The 15,922-nt window shown below is 72.9% G+C and carries 14 protein-coding genes, 1 tRNA gene and 1 pseudogene; 6 read left to right on the forward strand and 10 right to left on the reverse strand.

Going from position 1 to position 15,922, the window contains the following annotated elements; genetic code table 11:
- Positions 1-49: 49 nt before the first annotated feature.
- From STRNI_RS26935 to STRNI_RS26955, 5 genes are all read right to left on the reverse strand, one after another.
- Positions 50-1,303, reverse strand: a complete 1,254-nt coding sequence (locus tag STRNI_RS26935) for an NAD(P)-binding domain-containing protein (protein WP_109889946.1) — start codon at positions 1,301-1,303, stop codon at positions 50-52.
- Between the two features lie 479 nt (positions 1,304-1,782).
- Positions 1,783-3,042: a glycosyltransferase gene (locus STRNI_RS26940; protein WP_018091385.1), complete on the reverse strand. Its 1,260-nt coding sequence runs from the start codon at positions 3,040-3,042 to the stop codon at positions 1,783-1,785.
- Complete coding sequence (locus tag STRNI_RS26945; RefSeq protein ID WP_277412165.1) at positions 3,039-3,233, reverse strand: hypothetical protein; 195 nt, start codon at positions 3,231-3,233, stop codon at positions 3,039-3,041. The genes STRNI_RS26940 and STRNI_RS26945 overlap by 4 nt, the downstream gene beginning before the upstream one ends.
- Positions 3,230-4,753 (reverse strand): sugar transferase, encoded by a 1,524-nt coding sequence (locus STRNI_RS26950; protein WP_159488178.1) that lies wholly within the window; start codon positions 4,751-4,753, stop codon positions 3,230-3,232. Before STRNI_RS26950 ends, STRNI_RS26945 begins: the two co-directional genes overlap by 4 nt.
- A gap of 59 nt (positions 4,754-4,812) precedes the next feature.
- The gene (locus STRNI_RS26955; RefSeq protein ID WP_381845814.1) at positions 4,813-5,907 is read right to left on the reverse strand and encodes a hypothetical protein; all 1,095 of its coding nucleotides are present in this window, start codon (positions 5,905-5,907) and stop codon (positions 4,813-4,815) included.
- A 245-nt stretch (positions 5,908-6,152) separates the two neighbouring features.
- Here STRNI_RS26955 and STRNI_RS26960 point away from each other — a divergent pair, with 245 nt between their 5' ends.
- Both STRNI_RS26960 and STRNI_RS26965 read left to right on the forward strand, forming a co-directional pair.
- The gene (locus STRNI_RS26960) at positions 6,153-6,473 is read left to right on the forward strand and encodes a chaplin (RefSeq protein WP_078518717.1); all 321 of its coding nucleotides are present in this window, start codon (positions 6,153-6,155) and stop codon (positions 6,471-6,473) included.
- Between the two features lie 187 nt (positions 6,474-6,660).
- The gene (locus tag STRNI_RS26965) at positions 6,661-7,521 is read left to right on the forward strand and encodes a spermidine synthase (RefSeq protein WP_018091389.1); all 861 of its coding nucleotides are present in this window, start codon (positions 6,661-6,663) and stop codon (positions 7,519-7,521) included.
- A 19-nt stretch (positions 7,522-7,540) separates the two neighbouring features.
- Here STRNI_RS26965 and STRNI_RS26970 read toward each other — a convergent pair whose 3' ends face one another.
- Entirely contained in the window at positions 7,541-8,113 is a 573-nt protein-coding gene (locus tag STRNI_RS26970; protein ID WP_159488180.1) for a hypothetical protein, read from the reverse strand.
- Positions 8,114-8,231: 118 nt separating this feature from the next.
- Between STRNI_RS26970 and STRNI_RS26975 the strand changes: the two genes are divergently transcribed.
- The 3 genes and pseudogenes from STRNI_RS26975 to STRNI_RS26985 all read left to right on the forward strand — a co-directional run.
- Positions 8,232-8,924 carry a response regulator transcription factor gene (locus tag STRNI_RS26975; RefSeq protein ID WP_018091391.1) on the forward strand — a complete coding sequence of 231 codons (693 nt, stop codon included), beginning with the start codon at positions 8,232-8,234 and terminating at the stop codon, positions 8,922-8,924.
- Positions 8,921-10,324 (forward strand): sensor histidine kinase, encoded by a 1,404-nt coding sequence (locus STRNI_RS26980; protein ID WP_018091392.1) that lies wholly within the window; start codon positions 8,921-8,923, stop codon positions 10,322-10,324. The genes STRNI_RS26975 and STRNI_RS26980 overlap by 4 nt, the downstream gene beginning before the upstream one ends.
- A 243-nt stretch (positions 10,325-10,567) precedes the next feature.
- A pseudogene (locus STRNI_RS26985) lies at positions 10,568-11,544 on the forward strand (chitinase); the annotation flags it as partial.
- A 101-nt stretch (positions 11,545-11,645) separates the two neighbouring features.
- Here the strand turns inward: STRNI_RS26985 and STRNI_RS26990 are convergent.
- The gene (locus STRNI_RS26990; protein WP_109889938.1) at positions 11,646-12,557 is read right to left on the reverse strand and encodes a helix-turn-helix transcriptional regulator; all 912 of its coding nucleotides are present in this window, start codon (positions 12,555-12,557) and stop codon (positions 11,646-11,648) included.
- A gap of 121 nt (positions 12,558-12,678) precedes the next feature.
- On the opposite strand from STRNI_RS26990, the gene STRNI_RS26995 reads away from it, so the two are divergent.
- Entirely contained in the window at positions 12,679-13,329 is a 651-nt protein-coding gene (locus STRNI_RS26995; RefSeq protein WP_277412167.1) for an NAD(P)-dependent oxidoreductase, read from the forward strand.
- A gap of 149 nt (positions 13,330-13,478) precedes the next feature.
- Here STRNI_RS26995 and STRNI_RS27000 read toward each other — a convergent pair.
- From STRNI_RS27000 to STRNI_RS27010, 3 genes are all read right to left on the reverse strand, one after another.
- A tRNA-His gene (locus tag STRNI_RS27000) sits at positions 13,479-13,554 on the reverse strand.
- A 160-nt stretch (positions 13,555-13,714) separates the two neighbouring features.
- The gene (orn, locus tag STRNI_RS27005) at positions 13,715-14,332 is read right to left on the reverse strand and encodes an oligoribonuclease (protein WP_026169936.1); all 618 of its coding nucleotides are present in this window, start codon (positions 14,330-14,332) and stop codon (positions 13,715-13,717) included.
- A gap of 5 nt (positions 14,333-14,337) precedes the next feature.
- The gene (locus STRNI_RS27010) at positions 14,338-15,627 is read right to left on the reverse strand and encodes a GlxA family transcriptional regulator (RefSeq protein WP_026169937.1); all 1,290 of its coding nucleotides are present in this window, start codon (positions 15,625-15,627) and stop codon (positions 14,338-14,340) included.
- Positions 15,628-15,922 lie beyond the last annotated feature (295 nt).

The raw sequence follows: 15,922 nt of genomic DNA on the forward strand, positions 1-15,922 counted from the left end.
GGCCGATGCCGGACGGCCCCTTCGGGCGGGTGGCCCCTTATGGTGCCCCCTAGTGGGCGGCCGGTGTGCTGTCCCGTGCCGGGCGGGGGATGGTGGTGGCGCCGCGGCGGTCGCCGAGCCGGCGCTGTACGCCGCGCAGCATCCGCGCCGCGGTGAAGGCCGCGCCGTACACGAAGCGCATCGACGGGCCGAACGACGGCGCGGTCAGCAGCCCCGCGAAGAACAGCCCGGGCCAGGACGATTCGAAGCCGGAGCTCAGCTCGGGCGCCCGGCTGCCGCCCACCGTCCGCAGGGTGGTGCGCACTTGGGGAGCGAGCAGCCGCAGCCGCCCGAGGTCCGGGGTGAAGCCGGTGGCCGCCACCACGTGCTGGGTGTCGAGGGTCTCGGTGCGGCCGTCCGTATGGGTGAGGTGGAGCCGCACCCCGTCATCCTGGGGAGCCGCCGCCCGGACCCGGTGGCCCAGCAGCACCGGCACCGCCGGCTCGAAGCGCTCCCGCAGCCACCAGGCGCCGGCCGGGCCCAGCGCGTTCTCCGCGATGTGCACCCGGGTTCCCGGGGGCAGCCGGCGTACCGCCCCGGGCATCTGCGACCACAGCCAGTTCGGCCAGCCGGTGCCGAGCCCGGAGTGCGGGTCGCGCAGCGCGCGCAGCCGGCCGCGCGCCAGCGGCTGTGGCGGGGCGTTCCAGCGCAGGTGGTCGGCACGGGCCACGAGGCGGGGCCGGGCGCCCTGTTCGGCCAGCAGGGTCGCGGTCTCCAGCGCGGACTGCCCGGAGCCGAGCACGGTGACGTCCTGGCCGGCGAAGCGGCGCAGATCGCGGTGGTCGCTGCTGTGCGAGGCGAGCTCCGGGGGCAGTTCGAGCAGCGGCCACGGGCGGTTGACGAAGGGCATCACCCCGACGGCGAGCGCCACGGTCCGGGCCGGGATCTGCTCGCCGGTGTCCGTCTCGACGTGGAAGCCGTCGCCGTCAGGGCGTACGGAGGTGACGGTGACCTCCTCGACCTGCGGTACCGCCCGTTCGCCGAACCACCTGCCGTACGCGGCGAAGGTGTCGAGGGGCAGCGGGACGCCGTGCTCGGCGGTCAGATCGTGGGCGGCGCAGTAGTCGGCCAGGGTGTGGCCGCCGGCCGGGTCGGAGAGATCGGTGGACCAGGGCTCGGACTTGAGGAGCATGCCGTCGGGCATGTGAGCGCGCCACGAGGCCATCGGCCGGCCCAGGACCCGCAGCCGCAGTCCGGCCGCCGCCGCATGCGCGGCGATCGAGAGTCCGTAGGGGCCGGCGCCCACCACGACGAGGTCGTACATGGAAGTTCCCTGCTCTTTCTTTTGTGCGGTGCGGGTTGGTGCGCGGTGCGGTGCGCGCGATGCGGCTCCGCCCTTGCCTTCGGTGGACCGTGTGGGGGACGGAGGGCGGTCAGGGGCTGTCGGGGAGGGGCCGGGGCGCGCCGTACGGGTCATCTCCCGGAGGGCGTCAGGGGATTGCCGACGCGGCGGGCGTGCGGAGGGACGGACGCCGTTCCACAGCACCGGCCCGTCGGCCCGGGCGTCGGGGGCGGCGGCAGGCCCTTGCCGTCCGGCGCCCTTCCGCACCGGAGGCGCCTGCCGGAACCGGCACCGGCACCGGCACGGGCAGCAACCGCGACAGCGGACGGTACGTCAGCATCAGCGGTGTCGCCGCGACCGGCCGCCCGCCCTCCCGTCGGCGCGCACGCTCCCGTCGGCGCGCGCCGTCCCGTCGTACGCCGACCCGGTCTCATCTCTCACGGCCTCGGCCATGGCGCTGCCTACCTGTTCGGGAGCGGGGACGGGTCGGGCGACCGGGACGGGTCCGGCAGCGACACGCTCGCCGCGGGGAGCACGGCGGCCCGGCCCTGCGGCGGCGGCACGACCGCCGGGGTCCTGCGCCGTGCCGAGGTCACGGCCACGGCCTGCTCGTACACGGACATCAGCGCCTCGGCGCTGCGGCTGATGTCATAGCGCCGCACCACCGGCGGGACCGGCAGCCGGCCCGGGCCCTGACGCCGCAGGTCCCGCAGGGCGGTGCCCAGTTCATGGACGTTGAGGCCGAAGTGGCGGGCGCCGGGGGCCCGGTCGGCGGGCAGTTCGTCGACCGCCGGGCAGCTGCCGTAGAGCACATGCAGCCCGGACGCGAGCGCCTCCAGGACGGCCAGCCCGAACGCCTCGTCCGGGGAGGGCGAGACAAAGACGTCGATGGCGGAGAGCAGACCGGGGATATCGGGCCCGGCGGCCCCTCGGCCGGCGGCCGCCGTGTCGACCGCGCCGTCGCGCTCGCCCAGCAGATGGATCCGGTCGCCCGAGCCGAACTGCTCCGCCATCCGCCGCAGCATCTCCCGCTCCGGCCCCGCACCCGCCAACAGCAGGTGCACACCGGGCAGCTGGGTCACCGCGCGGACCAGCACATCGAACCGCTTGCCGGGCACCAGCCGTCCGGCGCCACCGACCACGAAGGCATCCAGCGGCAGGCCCAGCCGGGTACGCACCAGCGCCCGCGCCGCCGGGTCGAAACCGAACCGGTGGGCCTCGATCCCGTTGGGGACCACGTGGATCCGCTGCTCCGGTACGCCCCAGCGGCGCAGCCGGGCGGCGACGGTGTCCGAGACGGCGACCGTGGCCGTCCCCAGCCGTTCGGTGGCCCGGTAGAGGGTGCGGACGCCACGGGTCAGCCGGCGGCCCTCGATGACCGCGTCGCCCAGGGAGTGTTCGGTGGCGACCACGGCCCGTACGCCGGCCAGCCGGGCGGCGACCCGGCCGTAGACGCAGGCCCGGTAGAGGTGGGTGTGCACCAGGTCGTAGCCGCCGTCGCGGATCAGCCCGGCGAGACGGGGGAGCGCGGTCAGGTCGCGGTTGCCGGTCATGCCGAGGTGGCGGACGGGGGTGCCGTCGGCCTCGATGCCCTCGGCGACCGGGCCCGGACCGGTCAGAGTGAGGACCTCGCAGTGCGCGGGGAGCCGGCGCAGCAGCAGCCGCAGCTGCTGTTCGGCGCCGCCCACGTCGAGGTCTGTGATCACATGCAGAACCTTCACCGGATGCCTCCAGAGGTAGCGGCCGGGGTGGTGGTCCGGTCGGGGGGCAGGGCACGGCGCCACAGCGGGTGCAGGGCGCGGTTACGGGGGTCCGGCGGATCCCAGGCGTGGTCGCCCCCGGGCCTGCCGGGCGGGACGGGCACCGCGGCGGTGCGGCCGGGGCGGCGCAGCGGCGGGGCGCCCGCGCTCATCTGCCCTCCAGCCGCACCACCGAGGCCACGGTGCGCAGCAGGATCAGCAGGTCCTGCCGCAGTGACCAGCTGTCGATGTAGAGGTTGTCGAAGCGGACCCGGTCCTCGACGGAGGTGTCGCCGCGCAGCCCGTGCACCTGCGCCAGGCCGGTCATACCCGCCGGCATCCGGAGCCGGGCGCCGTAGTCGGGGCAGGTCCCGAGGAACCGCTCGACGAAGAAGGGACGTTCCGGGCGCGGCCCGACCAGGCTCATCTCGCCGCGCAGTACGTTCCACAGCTGCGGCAGCTCATCGAGCGAGGTGCGCCGCAGCAGCCGGCCGACCCGGCTCATCCGGCTCTCGTCCGCCAGGCTCCACCGCGTCGCCGCCTCGTGCTCGTCGCACGGCTGCCAGGTGCGGAACTTCAGCAGGGTGAAACTGCGGCCCCCTCGGCCGATGCGTTCCTGCCGGAAAAGCACACCGGGACCGACGGCGAGCCGCACCGCGAGGGCGCAGCCCAGCAGTACCGGGGCGGTGACCACCAGCCCCGACGCGGCCAGTGTGAGGTCCAGCAGCCGCTTGCTCCCACCGCCGTGCCGCGGCGGGGCGGTGTCCAGGAGCCGGCAGGCGAAGCCCCTCAGGTGGTCGGTGTCCGCATGCGGCGTCCGGCCCTCGCGGGCGGCCGCGGCGCCGGCCAGCCAGACGGCCGAGCCCTGCGCGATGAAGCGGCGCAGCAGTGCGGTGGTGTGCGGATCGCCGTACGGCGGCAGGGTGAACACCACGTCCCGCACGGTGTGCTGGATGACGGCGCGGGTGATGTCCTGCGCGGAGCCGAGCCGCGGCAGCGGCGGTCCGGCGGTGCCCGGGGGCGTGCCGGATCCGGAGGTGCCCGTTGCGTCGGATCCGGCGGGCGGCAGCGACGGCGGGGTGACCACGCCCACCGGGCGCATCCCGTACTCGGGGTGGGTGTGCAGGACGGCGGCGAGCTGCCGGGCCGCCGGGCCGGTGCCGACGATCAGCGTGGCGCGGGGCCGGCGGCGGGCGGCGGCGCGGCGGGCCCGGTGCACCGCGGCCCGGCCGCCGCAGCCCAGCGCGGTGTGCACCGCCACCGCACCCACCAGCAGGGCCGGCGGCAGCGCCTGCCCGGGGCGTACGGCGGCGAGCACCGCGGCCGCCGCGCACCAGCAGACGGCGGACCGGCCCAGCAGCGTCGGCAGATCGTTCAGCGTGCGCGGGGCGGGGCCGGGACGGTAGAGACCGGCGTGGGAGTGGAGCAGCAGCAGACCCGCCAGGAGGAGGCCGAGTGCGGCCGGCGCCGTTCCGGGGCCGAGGACGAGCAGCGCGGTGGCCGCGGTGGCCAGAGCGTCGACGGCGAGCAGCGGGGCGACGGTCCGCCGCCGTACACCGCGGCCGGGCCGGGGCGGGGGAAGGGTTTCCCGCCCCGGCCCGCGCGGCGGACGGACCGCGGCTGCCGGGCGGGGGACCGCCGACGGGGGCGGGACCCGGGCGGAGCGGTGCGCGTCCGCGCTCTCCGTCGTCATCGGCTGATCCGCATCGGCTGATCCGCTCTCTGCTCTCCGGAATTCCCGGGGCGCGTCGCTCAGCGCCTGGTATCGGTCTGGACGAAGAGCGCGCCGAGCAGATATCCGGGATTGCGAGTGGTGGTGAAGCGGAAAGTGAGCCGGTCGCCGCCGGACCGCAGCGCGGGCGTGATGTCGAATACGTCGGAATCAAATCCGAGCGTGTTCCGGTAAGCGGGCCACCGCATCGTCGGGCGGCCGAGATCGGTGACCGTCGAATTCATCACATCATTCGCCGGATTGGCGGTGTCCCGCACCGTGTGCGCGCGGTGCTGTCCGGCCCGGACGGTGAGCGTGTCATTTCCGTGGCCCCGGTCGCCGTCGTATGCCACCGCGCCCGCCAGGCCGTGTGAATTCGCCGGGATACGCAGTCCGGGCAGTCGCACCGAAAGCTCCCGGCGGTCCGCGCCCAGCGACTGGAAGCCGTCCCACAGCGCGATTCTGCGCAGCGGCTGCTTTTTGTTCTCGTATGCGGCCACCAATGTCCAGCCGCCCCAGACGCCGGCCGTGGAATGGCCCGTCGCCATATTGATCTGCGCCACCGTGTAGGCGCCGCCGCCGCTGTTCCGCACCAGTTCGGTGACCTCCGCGGAGGCCTGGAATCCCTCGGTCGCGGAGTGCGGGCGGTGCCCGGTCATGGTGTCGGCGCGCACCTGTCGGTACCGGCCGCCGGGCTCGGCGAGCAGCACCCGGCCGTTGTCCTTGGCGGCCTTCTGCCCGCTGCCCCGCAGGCTGCCGCCCCAGTACAGCCGGGCGTAGCTCACCCGGGAGCCGGCCGGGATCCGCAGGGTGGCGCTGCTGGAGTTGGCGGTACGGGCGTCGGAGTCGACGTCGATGTACGCCATCCGGTAGTGGCCGTTCGCTCCGGCGCCGCCCTGCTGGACCGCCGCACACGGGGTGGCGGTGCGGCCGGCCGCCGTTTTGCAGGTGACGGAGGAGTTGGCGGCACGCGCGATACCGCCGTGCTGGGTGGCGTGATAGCGCTCGGTGAACGGAATTCGTGCGGATTCCATGGGAGCCGGCGCGGCCACCGCCGAAGACAAGGCGGCCGACAATGCCAAGGACGCCAGCGCGCATACGACGCCGCGCCCGGTGCGGTCCATCGACTTCCGCATGTCTTCCTCTCCGACTTCAATCAGTCAAACAGGAGAGCACTCTGACAGAAATCATGTTGGAAACCGCGGCAGGCACGCCGGACCCCGGTCGGGGGCGGCCATTCGGCGGAATGCCGGACTTCGTACCGCCCGGCCATTACTGCCAGAAGGCCTAACGATTTCCCGGAAGAGGGAATGCCCGCATCCCTGACTCATTCCGCTCGTTGTGACCGGTTGCCCCATTCGCGAACTGAAAGGAGAATGGGATGAAGCGGTTTGTTACGACCGCCGCGATGACTGCGGCCAGCTGTGCCATGGTTCTGGGTGGCGCAGGCATCGCATCTGCAAGCGGGGACCACGGCCGTGGTCACCACGACCATCACGACAGCTACCGTCACGACCACCGCGGTTTGTACAACCACCGCAGTGGCGCCAATGCGGCGGGCTTTGCCGCGGGTTCCCCGGGCATTCTCAGTGGCAACAATGTCCAGGTCCCGATCAACATCCCGATCAACATCTGCGGCAACAGCCTCAACCTTGTCGCGGCGTTGAACCCGGCGTTCGGGAACGCATGCGTCAATAGGTGATCCGCCCGCCGGTCCGGATGGACATCGGGCCGGCACGGGTCATGATGTGCAGTTGGCGGATCACCCGTGACCTCGGTCGTGGGTGGTTCGCCACTCTGCTCCGCACGCCCGGCCCCTTGGCCTCCGGGCGCCGCTATCGCGCTGACCAGCGGATACGGCATCCCGGGCACAGGCCATACTGGAGGGCATGGCGAAGAGCAGACGAGGGCGCGGCGGCCCGGAGCCCGTCACCGAAACGGTGGACGGCGGGCTTGCCGAGCTACGTCCCGACCGGGACCGGCCGCGCGGCTGGACACTGCTGATCGACGGTGCTCCGCAGTCCCATGTGGACCTCGACGACCCCGCATATCTGGAATTCCCCTATCAGCGGCGGCTCGGCCACCTCGCCGATCTGGCCGGACCGGCCGGCAAACCGCTGCGCGTCGTCCACCTCGGCGGCGGCGCCCTGACCCTGGCCCGCTATGTCGCGGCGACCCGGCCGCGGTCCACCCAGCAGGTCGTGGAGATCGACGCGGCGCTGGTCCCTCTCATACGCCGGCAGCTGCCGTTGGACAGCGGCTGGCGGATACGGGTGCGCGGCGGCGACGCCCGCGCCGGTCTGGCGAAGGTCCCGGACGGCTGGGCGGATCTGATCATCGCCGATGTCTTCGCCGGTGCCCGCACGCCCGCGCATCTGACCAGTACCGAATTCGTGGCGGAGGTGCACCGGGCGCTGCGGCCCGGCGGGTTCTACGCGGCGAATCTCGCCGACGGGCCGCCGCTGCGGTTTCTGCGCGCCCAGATCGCCACGGTCCGTACGGTCTTCCCCGAGCTGTGTCTGACCGCCGACCCGGCCGTACTGCGCGGCCGGCGCTTCGGCAACGCCGTGCTGCTGGCCGCCGACGGGGAGCTGCCGGTCGCCGAACTGACCCGGCGGGCGGCGACCGACCCCCAGTCCGGCCGGGTCGAACACGGCCGCGCGCTGCTGGACTTCACCGGCGGCGCGGCCCCGGTCACCGACGCCACCGCCCTCCCCTCACCCGCCCCGCCGGCCGACGCCTTCGACTGACGGGCGGCGCGCGGCCGTTCTACGTCGCGTGGTCGCTGGTCTCCACCGTCGGCGGATGGCCGTTCCAGGTGCAGATCACGGACGTATGGGCGCCGCCGCCGGTGAAGTCGACCCGCAGCCACCCCACCTGCTTCCACACCTGCATCTCCCAGCCCGGGTTCGGGGTCGCCGACACCAGCTCGGCGGACCGGTTGTCCATGTCGATGACCACCCGGCCGCCCGCCGTGGAGTAGCTCTTGACCCGGCCGTCGGAGGCCGGGGCGGAGCCGCCCGGCCGGCCGGTGCCCGGGTACCCCGACCGGGGGGAGCCGGTGTGCGACGGGGTGGGCGGCCGCGAGGGTTCGTGGTCGCCGGGCGCCTTGCTGCGGCCCGCCGAGGGGGACGGCTTGGGGCGGTGCGTGGAGGAGACCCGCGGTGTGGCGCCGTCGTCCGACTGCCGCCCCGAGGAGGCCACTTGGTCGGTCAGGGGCAGGGCACGCGGCGCGTCGTACGCCGTGCCGGACAGCACGGTGTGCACGCCGAACCACGACAGGGTGACCGCGGCGCCGGTCGCCAGCGTCCAGGCCGCCGCGTGAACCAGTCCTCGTTGCATCCGGGTCATACTGCACCACCGCCCTGTCCCCGTGCAGCCCGTCCGGTACCGCGGACCGCACCGCCCCGCTGTCAACCTCGGGCAGGTAACCCCGCCCGAATGGCGTACGGTGCCGCCCATGGCAAGTGTGCTCGTGGTCGAGGACGACCAGTTCGTACGCTCGGCCCTCATCCGGCATCTGACCGAGGCCGCCCACACGGTACGCAGTGTCGGTACCGCCCTGGAAGCGCTCCGCGAGGTGGCACACGTCGGTTTCGACGTCGTCATCCTCGACCTCGGTCTGCCCGATCTGGACGGGGGCGAGGCGCTCAAGATGCTTCGCGGAATCACCGATGTCCCAGTGATCATCGCCACAGCCCGGGACGACGAGGCCGATATCGTCCGGCTGTTGAACGACGGCGCCGACGACTACCTCATCAAGCCGTTCTCCGTCGAGCACCTCTCGGCCCGGATGGCGGCCGTACTCCGCCGCTCCCGGTCCGCGGCGGCCGGCGCGGAACCGCCCTCACGAGTGATCCGGGTGGGCGGCCTGTCCATCGACCCGCTGCGCCGGCAGGCCGAACTGGACGGTGTCACACTCGATTTGACCCGCCGGGAGTTCGACCTGCTGGCCTTCCTCGCCGGCCGTCCCGGTGTCGTCGTCCCCCGCAGGGAACTCCTCGCCGAGGTCTGGCAGCAGTCCTACGGCGACGACCAGACCATCGACGTCCATCTGTCCTGGCTGCGCCGCAAACTGGGCGAAACCGCGGCGAAACCACGGTACTTGCACACTCTGAGGGGTGTCGGGGTGAAGCTGGAGCCACCACGGTGAGATGGGCCCTGGTCAAGGTGGCCCTGGCGGTCACCGCCATGGTCGTGGTCGCCTTCGCCGTCCCCCTCGGACTCGTCGTCAAGGAGCTGGCCCGCGACCGCGCCTACGGAAGCGCCGAGCGGCAGGCCGCCACCATCGGCCCGGTCCTCGCCATCACCACCGACCGCACCCAGCTGGAGCGCGCCGTCGCCAGCGCCGAGACCGGCTCCGGCGGCCGGATCGGCGTCCATGTCCCGGCGAGCGGCAGGAACGGCAGATCCGCCGAGATCGGCACCCGGCGCGCCCCGGAGGCCGATGTGGCGGCGGCCGTCAAGCTGGGCCGGGCCTCCATCTCGCCGGTCCCCGGCGGCTCCTCGCTCCTCCAGCCGACCGCGGTCGCCTCCGGTATCGCCGTCGTCGAGGTGTTCGTCCCCGACGCGGCGCTCACCAACGGCGTCACCACCTCCTGGCTGGTGCTGGCCGGTGTCGGTCTCGCGCTGGTCATCGGCTCGGTCGCGGTCGCCGACCGGCTCGGCACCCGTATGGTCCGGCCCGCCGAACGCCTCGCCGGCGCCGCCCATGACCTCGGCAAGGGTGAGCTCGGCGTACGTGTCCCGGAGGACGGCCCCAAGGAACTGCGCCTGGCGGCCAGCGCGTTCAACTCCATGGCCGACCAGGTCGTCCAACTGCTGGCCAACGAACGGGAACTGGCCGCCGACCTCTCGCACCGGCTGCGCACCCCGCTGACCGTGCTCCGGCTCAACACCGCCTCCCTCGGCGACACCCCGGCCGCCGAGCAGACCCGGGCCGCCGTCGAGCAACTGGAGCGCGAGGTCGACCAGATCATCCGTACCGCCCGCGAGCAGAAGGCCCAGACCCAGCAGGCGGCCGCCGCGGTCGGCTGTGACGCCGCCGAGGTGATCCGCGAGCGGATGGCGTTCTGGTCGGCGCTCGCCGAGGACGAGGGCCGCACCGTACGCGTCGCCGGCGCGGACCGCCCCGTACGCATCCCCGTCGCCCGCCCCGAACTCGCCGCCGCCCTGGACGCGATGCTCGGCAACGTCTTCCGGCACACCCCCGAGGGGACCGCCTTCGCGGTCGACGTCCACAACGCGGAAGAGGCGGTGATCGTGCTGGTCTCGGACGCCGGGCCGGGCATCGCCGACCCGGCGGCCGCACTGCGCCGCGGCCACGGCGGCGGTGGGGAAGGCTCCACCGGCCTCGGTCTGGACATCGTGCGCCGGCTGGCCGAGTCCACCGGCGGCGATGTGCGCATCGGCCGCTCGGTGCTCGGCGGCACCGAGGTACGCATCTGGCTGGCGCTGGACGGCCGGCGCGCCCCGCACGGCGGACGACGCGGCCACCGGCTGCGCCGCACGCTCCGTACCCGGTGGCGGCGGGCGGCCCGCACCGGCACCTGAACGGGGCACATGCCGGGGGCTCTTAACCACCCCCTTCCGCTGCCTTAAGGCCGCCATAAGTCCGCCAACTGCCGTGCCATTACCGGCATTTGTCCGTTTCGCTGCCGCTAGCGTGCGGGACGCACCACGGTGCACCCCACCCCCCTCATGTGACGACAGGCAGGCACGCGATGACTTCCTCGGTACACCGCCGGCGCAAGAGCCGCACCACCAAGCTGATCGTGACCGGCGCGGCCGCCGCGGTCGCCGCCGGCGGCGCCTTCGCCATCGCCGGTTCCGCCATGGCCACCAAGGCCCCGCGGCCCGCGCCCGCCGCCGCGAAGGCAGCGGCCGGCTTCGCCCCGTACGTCGACACCTCGCTCAGCCCCGCCTACGACCTGGCCGACACCGCCAAGAAGACCGGGGTGAAGAACTTCCACCTCGCCTTCGTCACCTCCGGCGGCGGCTGTGTGCCCAAGTGGGGCGGCTCGGGCGAGCTGGGCGACAACCCGGTGGCCCGGCAGATCCCCGCACTGCGCGCGGCCGGCGGCGACGTCCGGGTCTCCTTCGGCGGCGCCAACGGCTCCGAACTCGGCCTGGCCTGCGGCTCCACGGGCGATCTGGCCGCCGCCTACGGCAAGGTCATCGACCGGTTCGAGCTCACCAAGGTCGACTTCGACATCGAGGGCGGCGCACTGCCGGACACCGCCGCCAACACCCGCCGCGCCCAGGCCATCAACCGGCTCCAGAAGAAGCACCCCGGCCTCGACGTCTCCTTCACCCTGCCGGTCATGCCCGAGGGCCTGACCCAGGACGGGGTGAACCTGGTCGCCGACGCCAAGAAGAACGGCGTCAAGATCTCCGCCGTCAACATCATGGCGATGGACTACGGACCCGCCTACAGCGGCGACATGGGCACCTACGCCACCCAGGCCGCCACCGCCACCCAGGGCCAGCTCAAGAAGGCCCTCGGCCTGAGCGACAAGGCCGCCTGGAAGACCGTGGCCGTGACCCCGATGATCGGCGTCAACGACGTCCAGTCCGAGATCTTCCGCCGTGACGACGCCACCCAGCTGGTGAAGTTCGCCAAGGCCAAGCACCTGGCCTGGCTGTCGATGTGGTCCTCGACCCGCGACAAGGCCTGCCCGGGCGGCGCCGGCAACTCCGCGCAGCCGACCTGCAGTTCCATCGAGCAGGGCCCGCTGGACTTCACCAAGGCCTTCGGCGCGTACAAGGGCTGACCCCCACCGGCGGTCCGTCCCCCCCGGACCGCTCGCCCCCGAGGCGGGGCGCAGCGGGCCCAACCGCTGCGCCCCGCCCCTCCTCCGTGCGCGGCACGTCCTCAGCCCGCACCGCCCCGTACGGCCATCCGGAAGGCGATCGGGGTGGTGCCCGTCTGCCGCTGGAAGAACTTGCTGAAGTTGGTGGCGTCGGCGAAGCCCAGCCGGTCCGCGATCCGGGCCGCGGACTGATCGCCGTGCGCCAGCAGCCGCTTGGCCTCCAGCGCCACCCGCCGGTCGATGAACTCCTTCGCCCCCACCCCGGCGGCGGCCTCGGTGGCCCGGGAGAGGGTGCGCGGCGCATAGCCCAGCGAGCGGGCGTAGTCGGCGACCCGGCGGCTGCGGGTGAAGCCCCGCTCCACCGCGTCCCGGAAACGCAGATACGTCGCGCTCGCCGCACAGGCCCCGTCGCGCTCCCCGCCCGCCGCACCACCCGGGTGCGCGGCCCGCAGCACCAGCACGGCCAGCAGATGCCGCAGCACATCGAGGTGGATCTCCAGCGGCAGCCCGCCCAGCGCCCCGAACTCGGTGTGCAGCTGCCGCAGCGCCTCGGCCACGCCCCGCGCCGCAGCGCCCTCGGGATGCCGTACGGGCGGCCCGTACCAGTCCTCGATCCGGGCCGCGGCCGCGGTCGCCGGGTCCAGGAAGCCCGCCTCGAAGAGCACCAGCCGCCCCTCCGCACCCGTCAGATCGCCGAAGTGCTGGACCTGCCCGGGGCGCGACCACAGCAGATCGCCCGGGGCCATGAGGTGCTCCCGGAAGTCGACGCTGTGCACCAGCCGGCCGCGGTCCAGGAGCAGCAGATGGTGGAAGCCGGGGCGGTGCGGGGTGGCCAGTTGGCAGGCGTCCGCCCGCGCCCGCAGCTCCGCGAGCGTCAGCACCTCCACCCCGGCCGGCCGCCCGGCCGGCGCGGAGAACGCCACCTCCCGGATCTCCGGAACGGGCTCCCCGCCCTCCTGTCGCTTTCTGACCATCGCTGGTCTCCTCGCTACCCCGAAACGTCCTGCTCGTGCCCCTAGCGTAAAGACGTCAGCACATCAGCTGACGGAAAACGGAAGTCCCGACCGGGACCACGGAACAGCTGGGAGACCCACCATGTCCACGATCGCTCTCTTCGGGGCCAACGGCACCATCGGAAGCCGCATCCTCCACGAGGCCCTCCGGCGCGGCCACCGGGTCACCGCGGTCGTCCGCGACCCCGCCAAGATCACCACGACCGATGAGCACCTGACCGTGACCACCGGCGACATCCTCGACCCGGCCTCCGTCGCCGCCGCGGCCAAGGGCCGGGACGTCCTGGTGAGCGCGGTCGGCGGCGGCGACGGCCCGGGCCACATCGCCACGATCAAGCCCGCCGCCGAGTCCCTCGTCGCCGGTCTGCGCACCCTCGGCGACGCGGCACCCCGGCTGCTCACCGTCGGCGGTGCCGGCTCGCTGCGCACCCCGGACGGCAAGCAGGTCTGGGACGCGGAGGGCCTCCCCGAATTCCTGCTGCAGATCATGCACGCCCACGGCGACGCGCTGGACTTCTACCGCTCCGTCTCCGATGTGCGCTGGACCAACCTCAGCCCGGCGGCCACCATCGAGCCCGGCGAGCGCACCGGCAGCTACCGCACCGCCACCGACGATCTGGTCACCGACGCCGGGGGCCACAGCCGGATATCCACCGAGGACTACGCCGTCGCCGTCCTCGACGAGATCGAGCGGCCCCGCCACCTCGGCGAGCGCTTCACCGTCGGCTACTGAACCGGCACCCCTTCCGGAAGCCGACTCCCCACATCCGACTCCCCACATCCGGCCCCCCAAATCCGGCTCCCTATATATGGCGGCATATAAGGGGAGCCGGTACGCCGACAAACGCCAAGGCCCCCGACCTGAGGTCGGGGGCCTTGAAGTGGGGTGAGTAACGGGACTTGAACCCGCGACATCCTGGACCACAACCAGGTGCTCTACCAGCTGAGCTATACCCACCATGACCGGTGCTGTGTGGTTCTTTTTCCCCACCGGCTGAGAAAAAGTGTACAGGGTCCGGAGGGGTGCTCGCGCCCAGGTTTCGTGTCCCGGGACCGAGGGCGTGTCGCGCGGGTCACGGGCGGACCCGGGCACCGCGCGACACGCGCCCTCCGGCTCACTACGGTGTGGACTGCTGCTCGGCCGGCAAGACGTGCTTGGCGGCGATGGCCTTCGCGGTGTCCGAGTCGGGGCCGGGCTGCGGCACGAAGACCGCCTCCCGGTAGTAGCGCAGTTCCGCGATGGATTCGCGGATGTCCGCCAGCGCCCGGTGGTTGCCGTTCTTGTCCGGACTGTTGAAGTAGGCCCGCGGGAACCAGCGCCGGGCCAGTTCCTTCACGGACGAGACATCGACGATCCGGTAGTGGAGGTAGCTCTCCAGCGTCGGCATGTCGCGCAGCAGGAAGCCACGGTCGGTGCCGACGGAATTGCCGCACAGCGGCGCCTTCCCCGGCTCCGGCACATGCTGCTTGATGTACGCAAGCACCTGCGCCTCCGCCGCCTCCAGCGTCGTCCCGCTGTCCAGCTCCTCCAGCAGCCCGGAGGCGGTGTGCATCTGGCGCACCACCTCCGGCATGGTGCCGAGCGACTCGGCCGGAGGGCGGATCACCACATCCACCCCGTCGCCCAGCACATTCAGCTCCGAGTCGGTGACCAGTGCGGCCACCTCGATGAGCGCGTCATTCGCCAGCGAGAGTCCGGTCATCTCGCAGTCGATCCACACCATGCGATCGTTCATACATCTCACCCTACGGGGCGCTCCCGCTGTCCGGGCAGCACGGGGCGGCCCGCTCCCCGGCCGACCGGGGATTCCGGCAGGCGGGAGGCGTAGGCGTCCGACTGCGGTTTGCCCGCTTCGGCCGCTTCGGCGGTCGCCAGTCCGTGGCCGGCCAGCGCGGCGGCCGCATACCGGTCCCCGCTGCCCGCCCCCAGCGCCGCCCGCTCGCGCTCCGGCCGCTCGGCACGCTCCGCCCGCTCCGGTCTCAGCGCGGGTTCGGACCCCCCGTTCTGCGGCCGGCGCGCGCGGTAGGCCGCACGGTAGGCCGCGGGCGAGGCGCCCAGCTGCCGTCGGAAGTGGCCGCGCAGGGCGACCGGCGAGCGGAATCCGCAGCGCCCGGCGACCTCGTCCACCGAATAGTCGGAGGTCTCCAGCAGCCGCTGGGCCTGCAGCACCCGCTGGGTGATCAGCCACTGCAGCGGAGCGCTCCCGGTCAGGGAACGGAAGCGCCGGTCGAAGGTGCGCCTGCTCATGTAGGCGCGCGCGGCCAGCGTCTCCACGTCGAACTGCTCGTGGAGATGCTCCAGCGCCCAGGCGACGACCTCGGCGAGCGGGTCGGCGCCGATCTCTTCAGGTAATGACCTGTCCAGGTAGCGCTGGTGCCCCATGTCGGACGCGGTGCGGCGGGGCGGCACGACGAGCCGGCGGGCCAGCGCGTTCGCGGCGTCCGCGCCGTGGTCGGTGCGCACGATGTGCAGACACAGGTCGATACCGGCCGCCGTCCCCGCGGACGTGAGCACATCGCCGTCGTCGACGAAGAGCTCGCGGGGGTCCACATGGACGGACGGATAACGCTTGGCGAGCGTCGGCGCGTACATCCAATGGGTCGTGGCCGGGCGGCCGTCGAGCAGTCCGGCCGCGGCGAGGACGAACGCCCCCGTGCACAACCCGACGATTCTGGCCCCTTCTTCATGCGCGCGGCGCAGCGCGTCGAGCGCGGCGGGCGGCGGGGCCTGGGTGATGGAACGCCAGGCCGGTACGACGACCGTCCCGGCACGGGAGATCGCCTCCAGCCCGTAGGGGGCGGAAAGTTCGAGCCCCCCGGTCGTGCGCAAAGGCGCATCTTCGCCCGCGCACACAAGCAGCCGGTACCGCGGGACGCCTGCGTCCTGGCGGTCGATGCCGAAGACCGAGAGCGGAATGGAGCTCTCGAAAATGGGGCCGCCGCTGAAGAGGAGCACCGCGACTATTTCGCGGCGTCGTCGGGCGGCGAGCTTGCGTGCGGCATCTGGTACGGCAGCGGAGTCCTGGCTCATGGCACTTAAGCCCCCCTCGGTCGTCTCGCCCTCTCGGTCCTGCACAGTTCCCCCGCCATTGCTACCAAGATCGAATCTACTGTGTTCCGTGAGGATGGAGTGCCAAGTTCACCACCCGCTGGTATGTCGATATGGCAACTTGGCGCGAAGCATTCGATCACGAAGCGTTCCACTCGTCGGGCCTACATGGGAAGTACGCGTCTCGGCTCTGCCCGTTCGCAGTAGGGCACAACCATGCCCAGCGGTCCTTTCCTCCCTGCTCACACCAGGGTTGAGGGGTGCCGCGGACAAGGTG

It is taken from the genome of Streptomyces nigrescens, from assembly GCF_027626975.1.
Taxonomy (GTDB): Bacteria; Actinomycetota; Actinomycetes; order Streptomycetales; family Streptomycetaceae; genus Streptomyces; species Streptomyces nigrescens.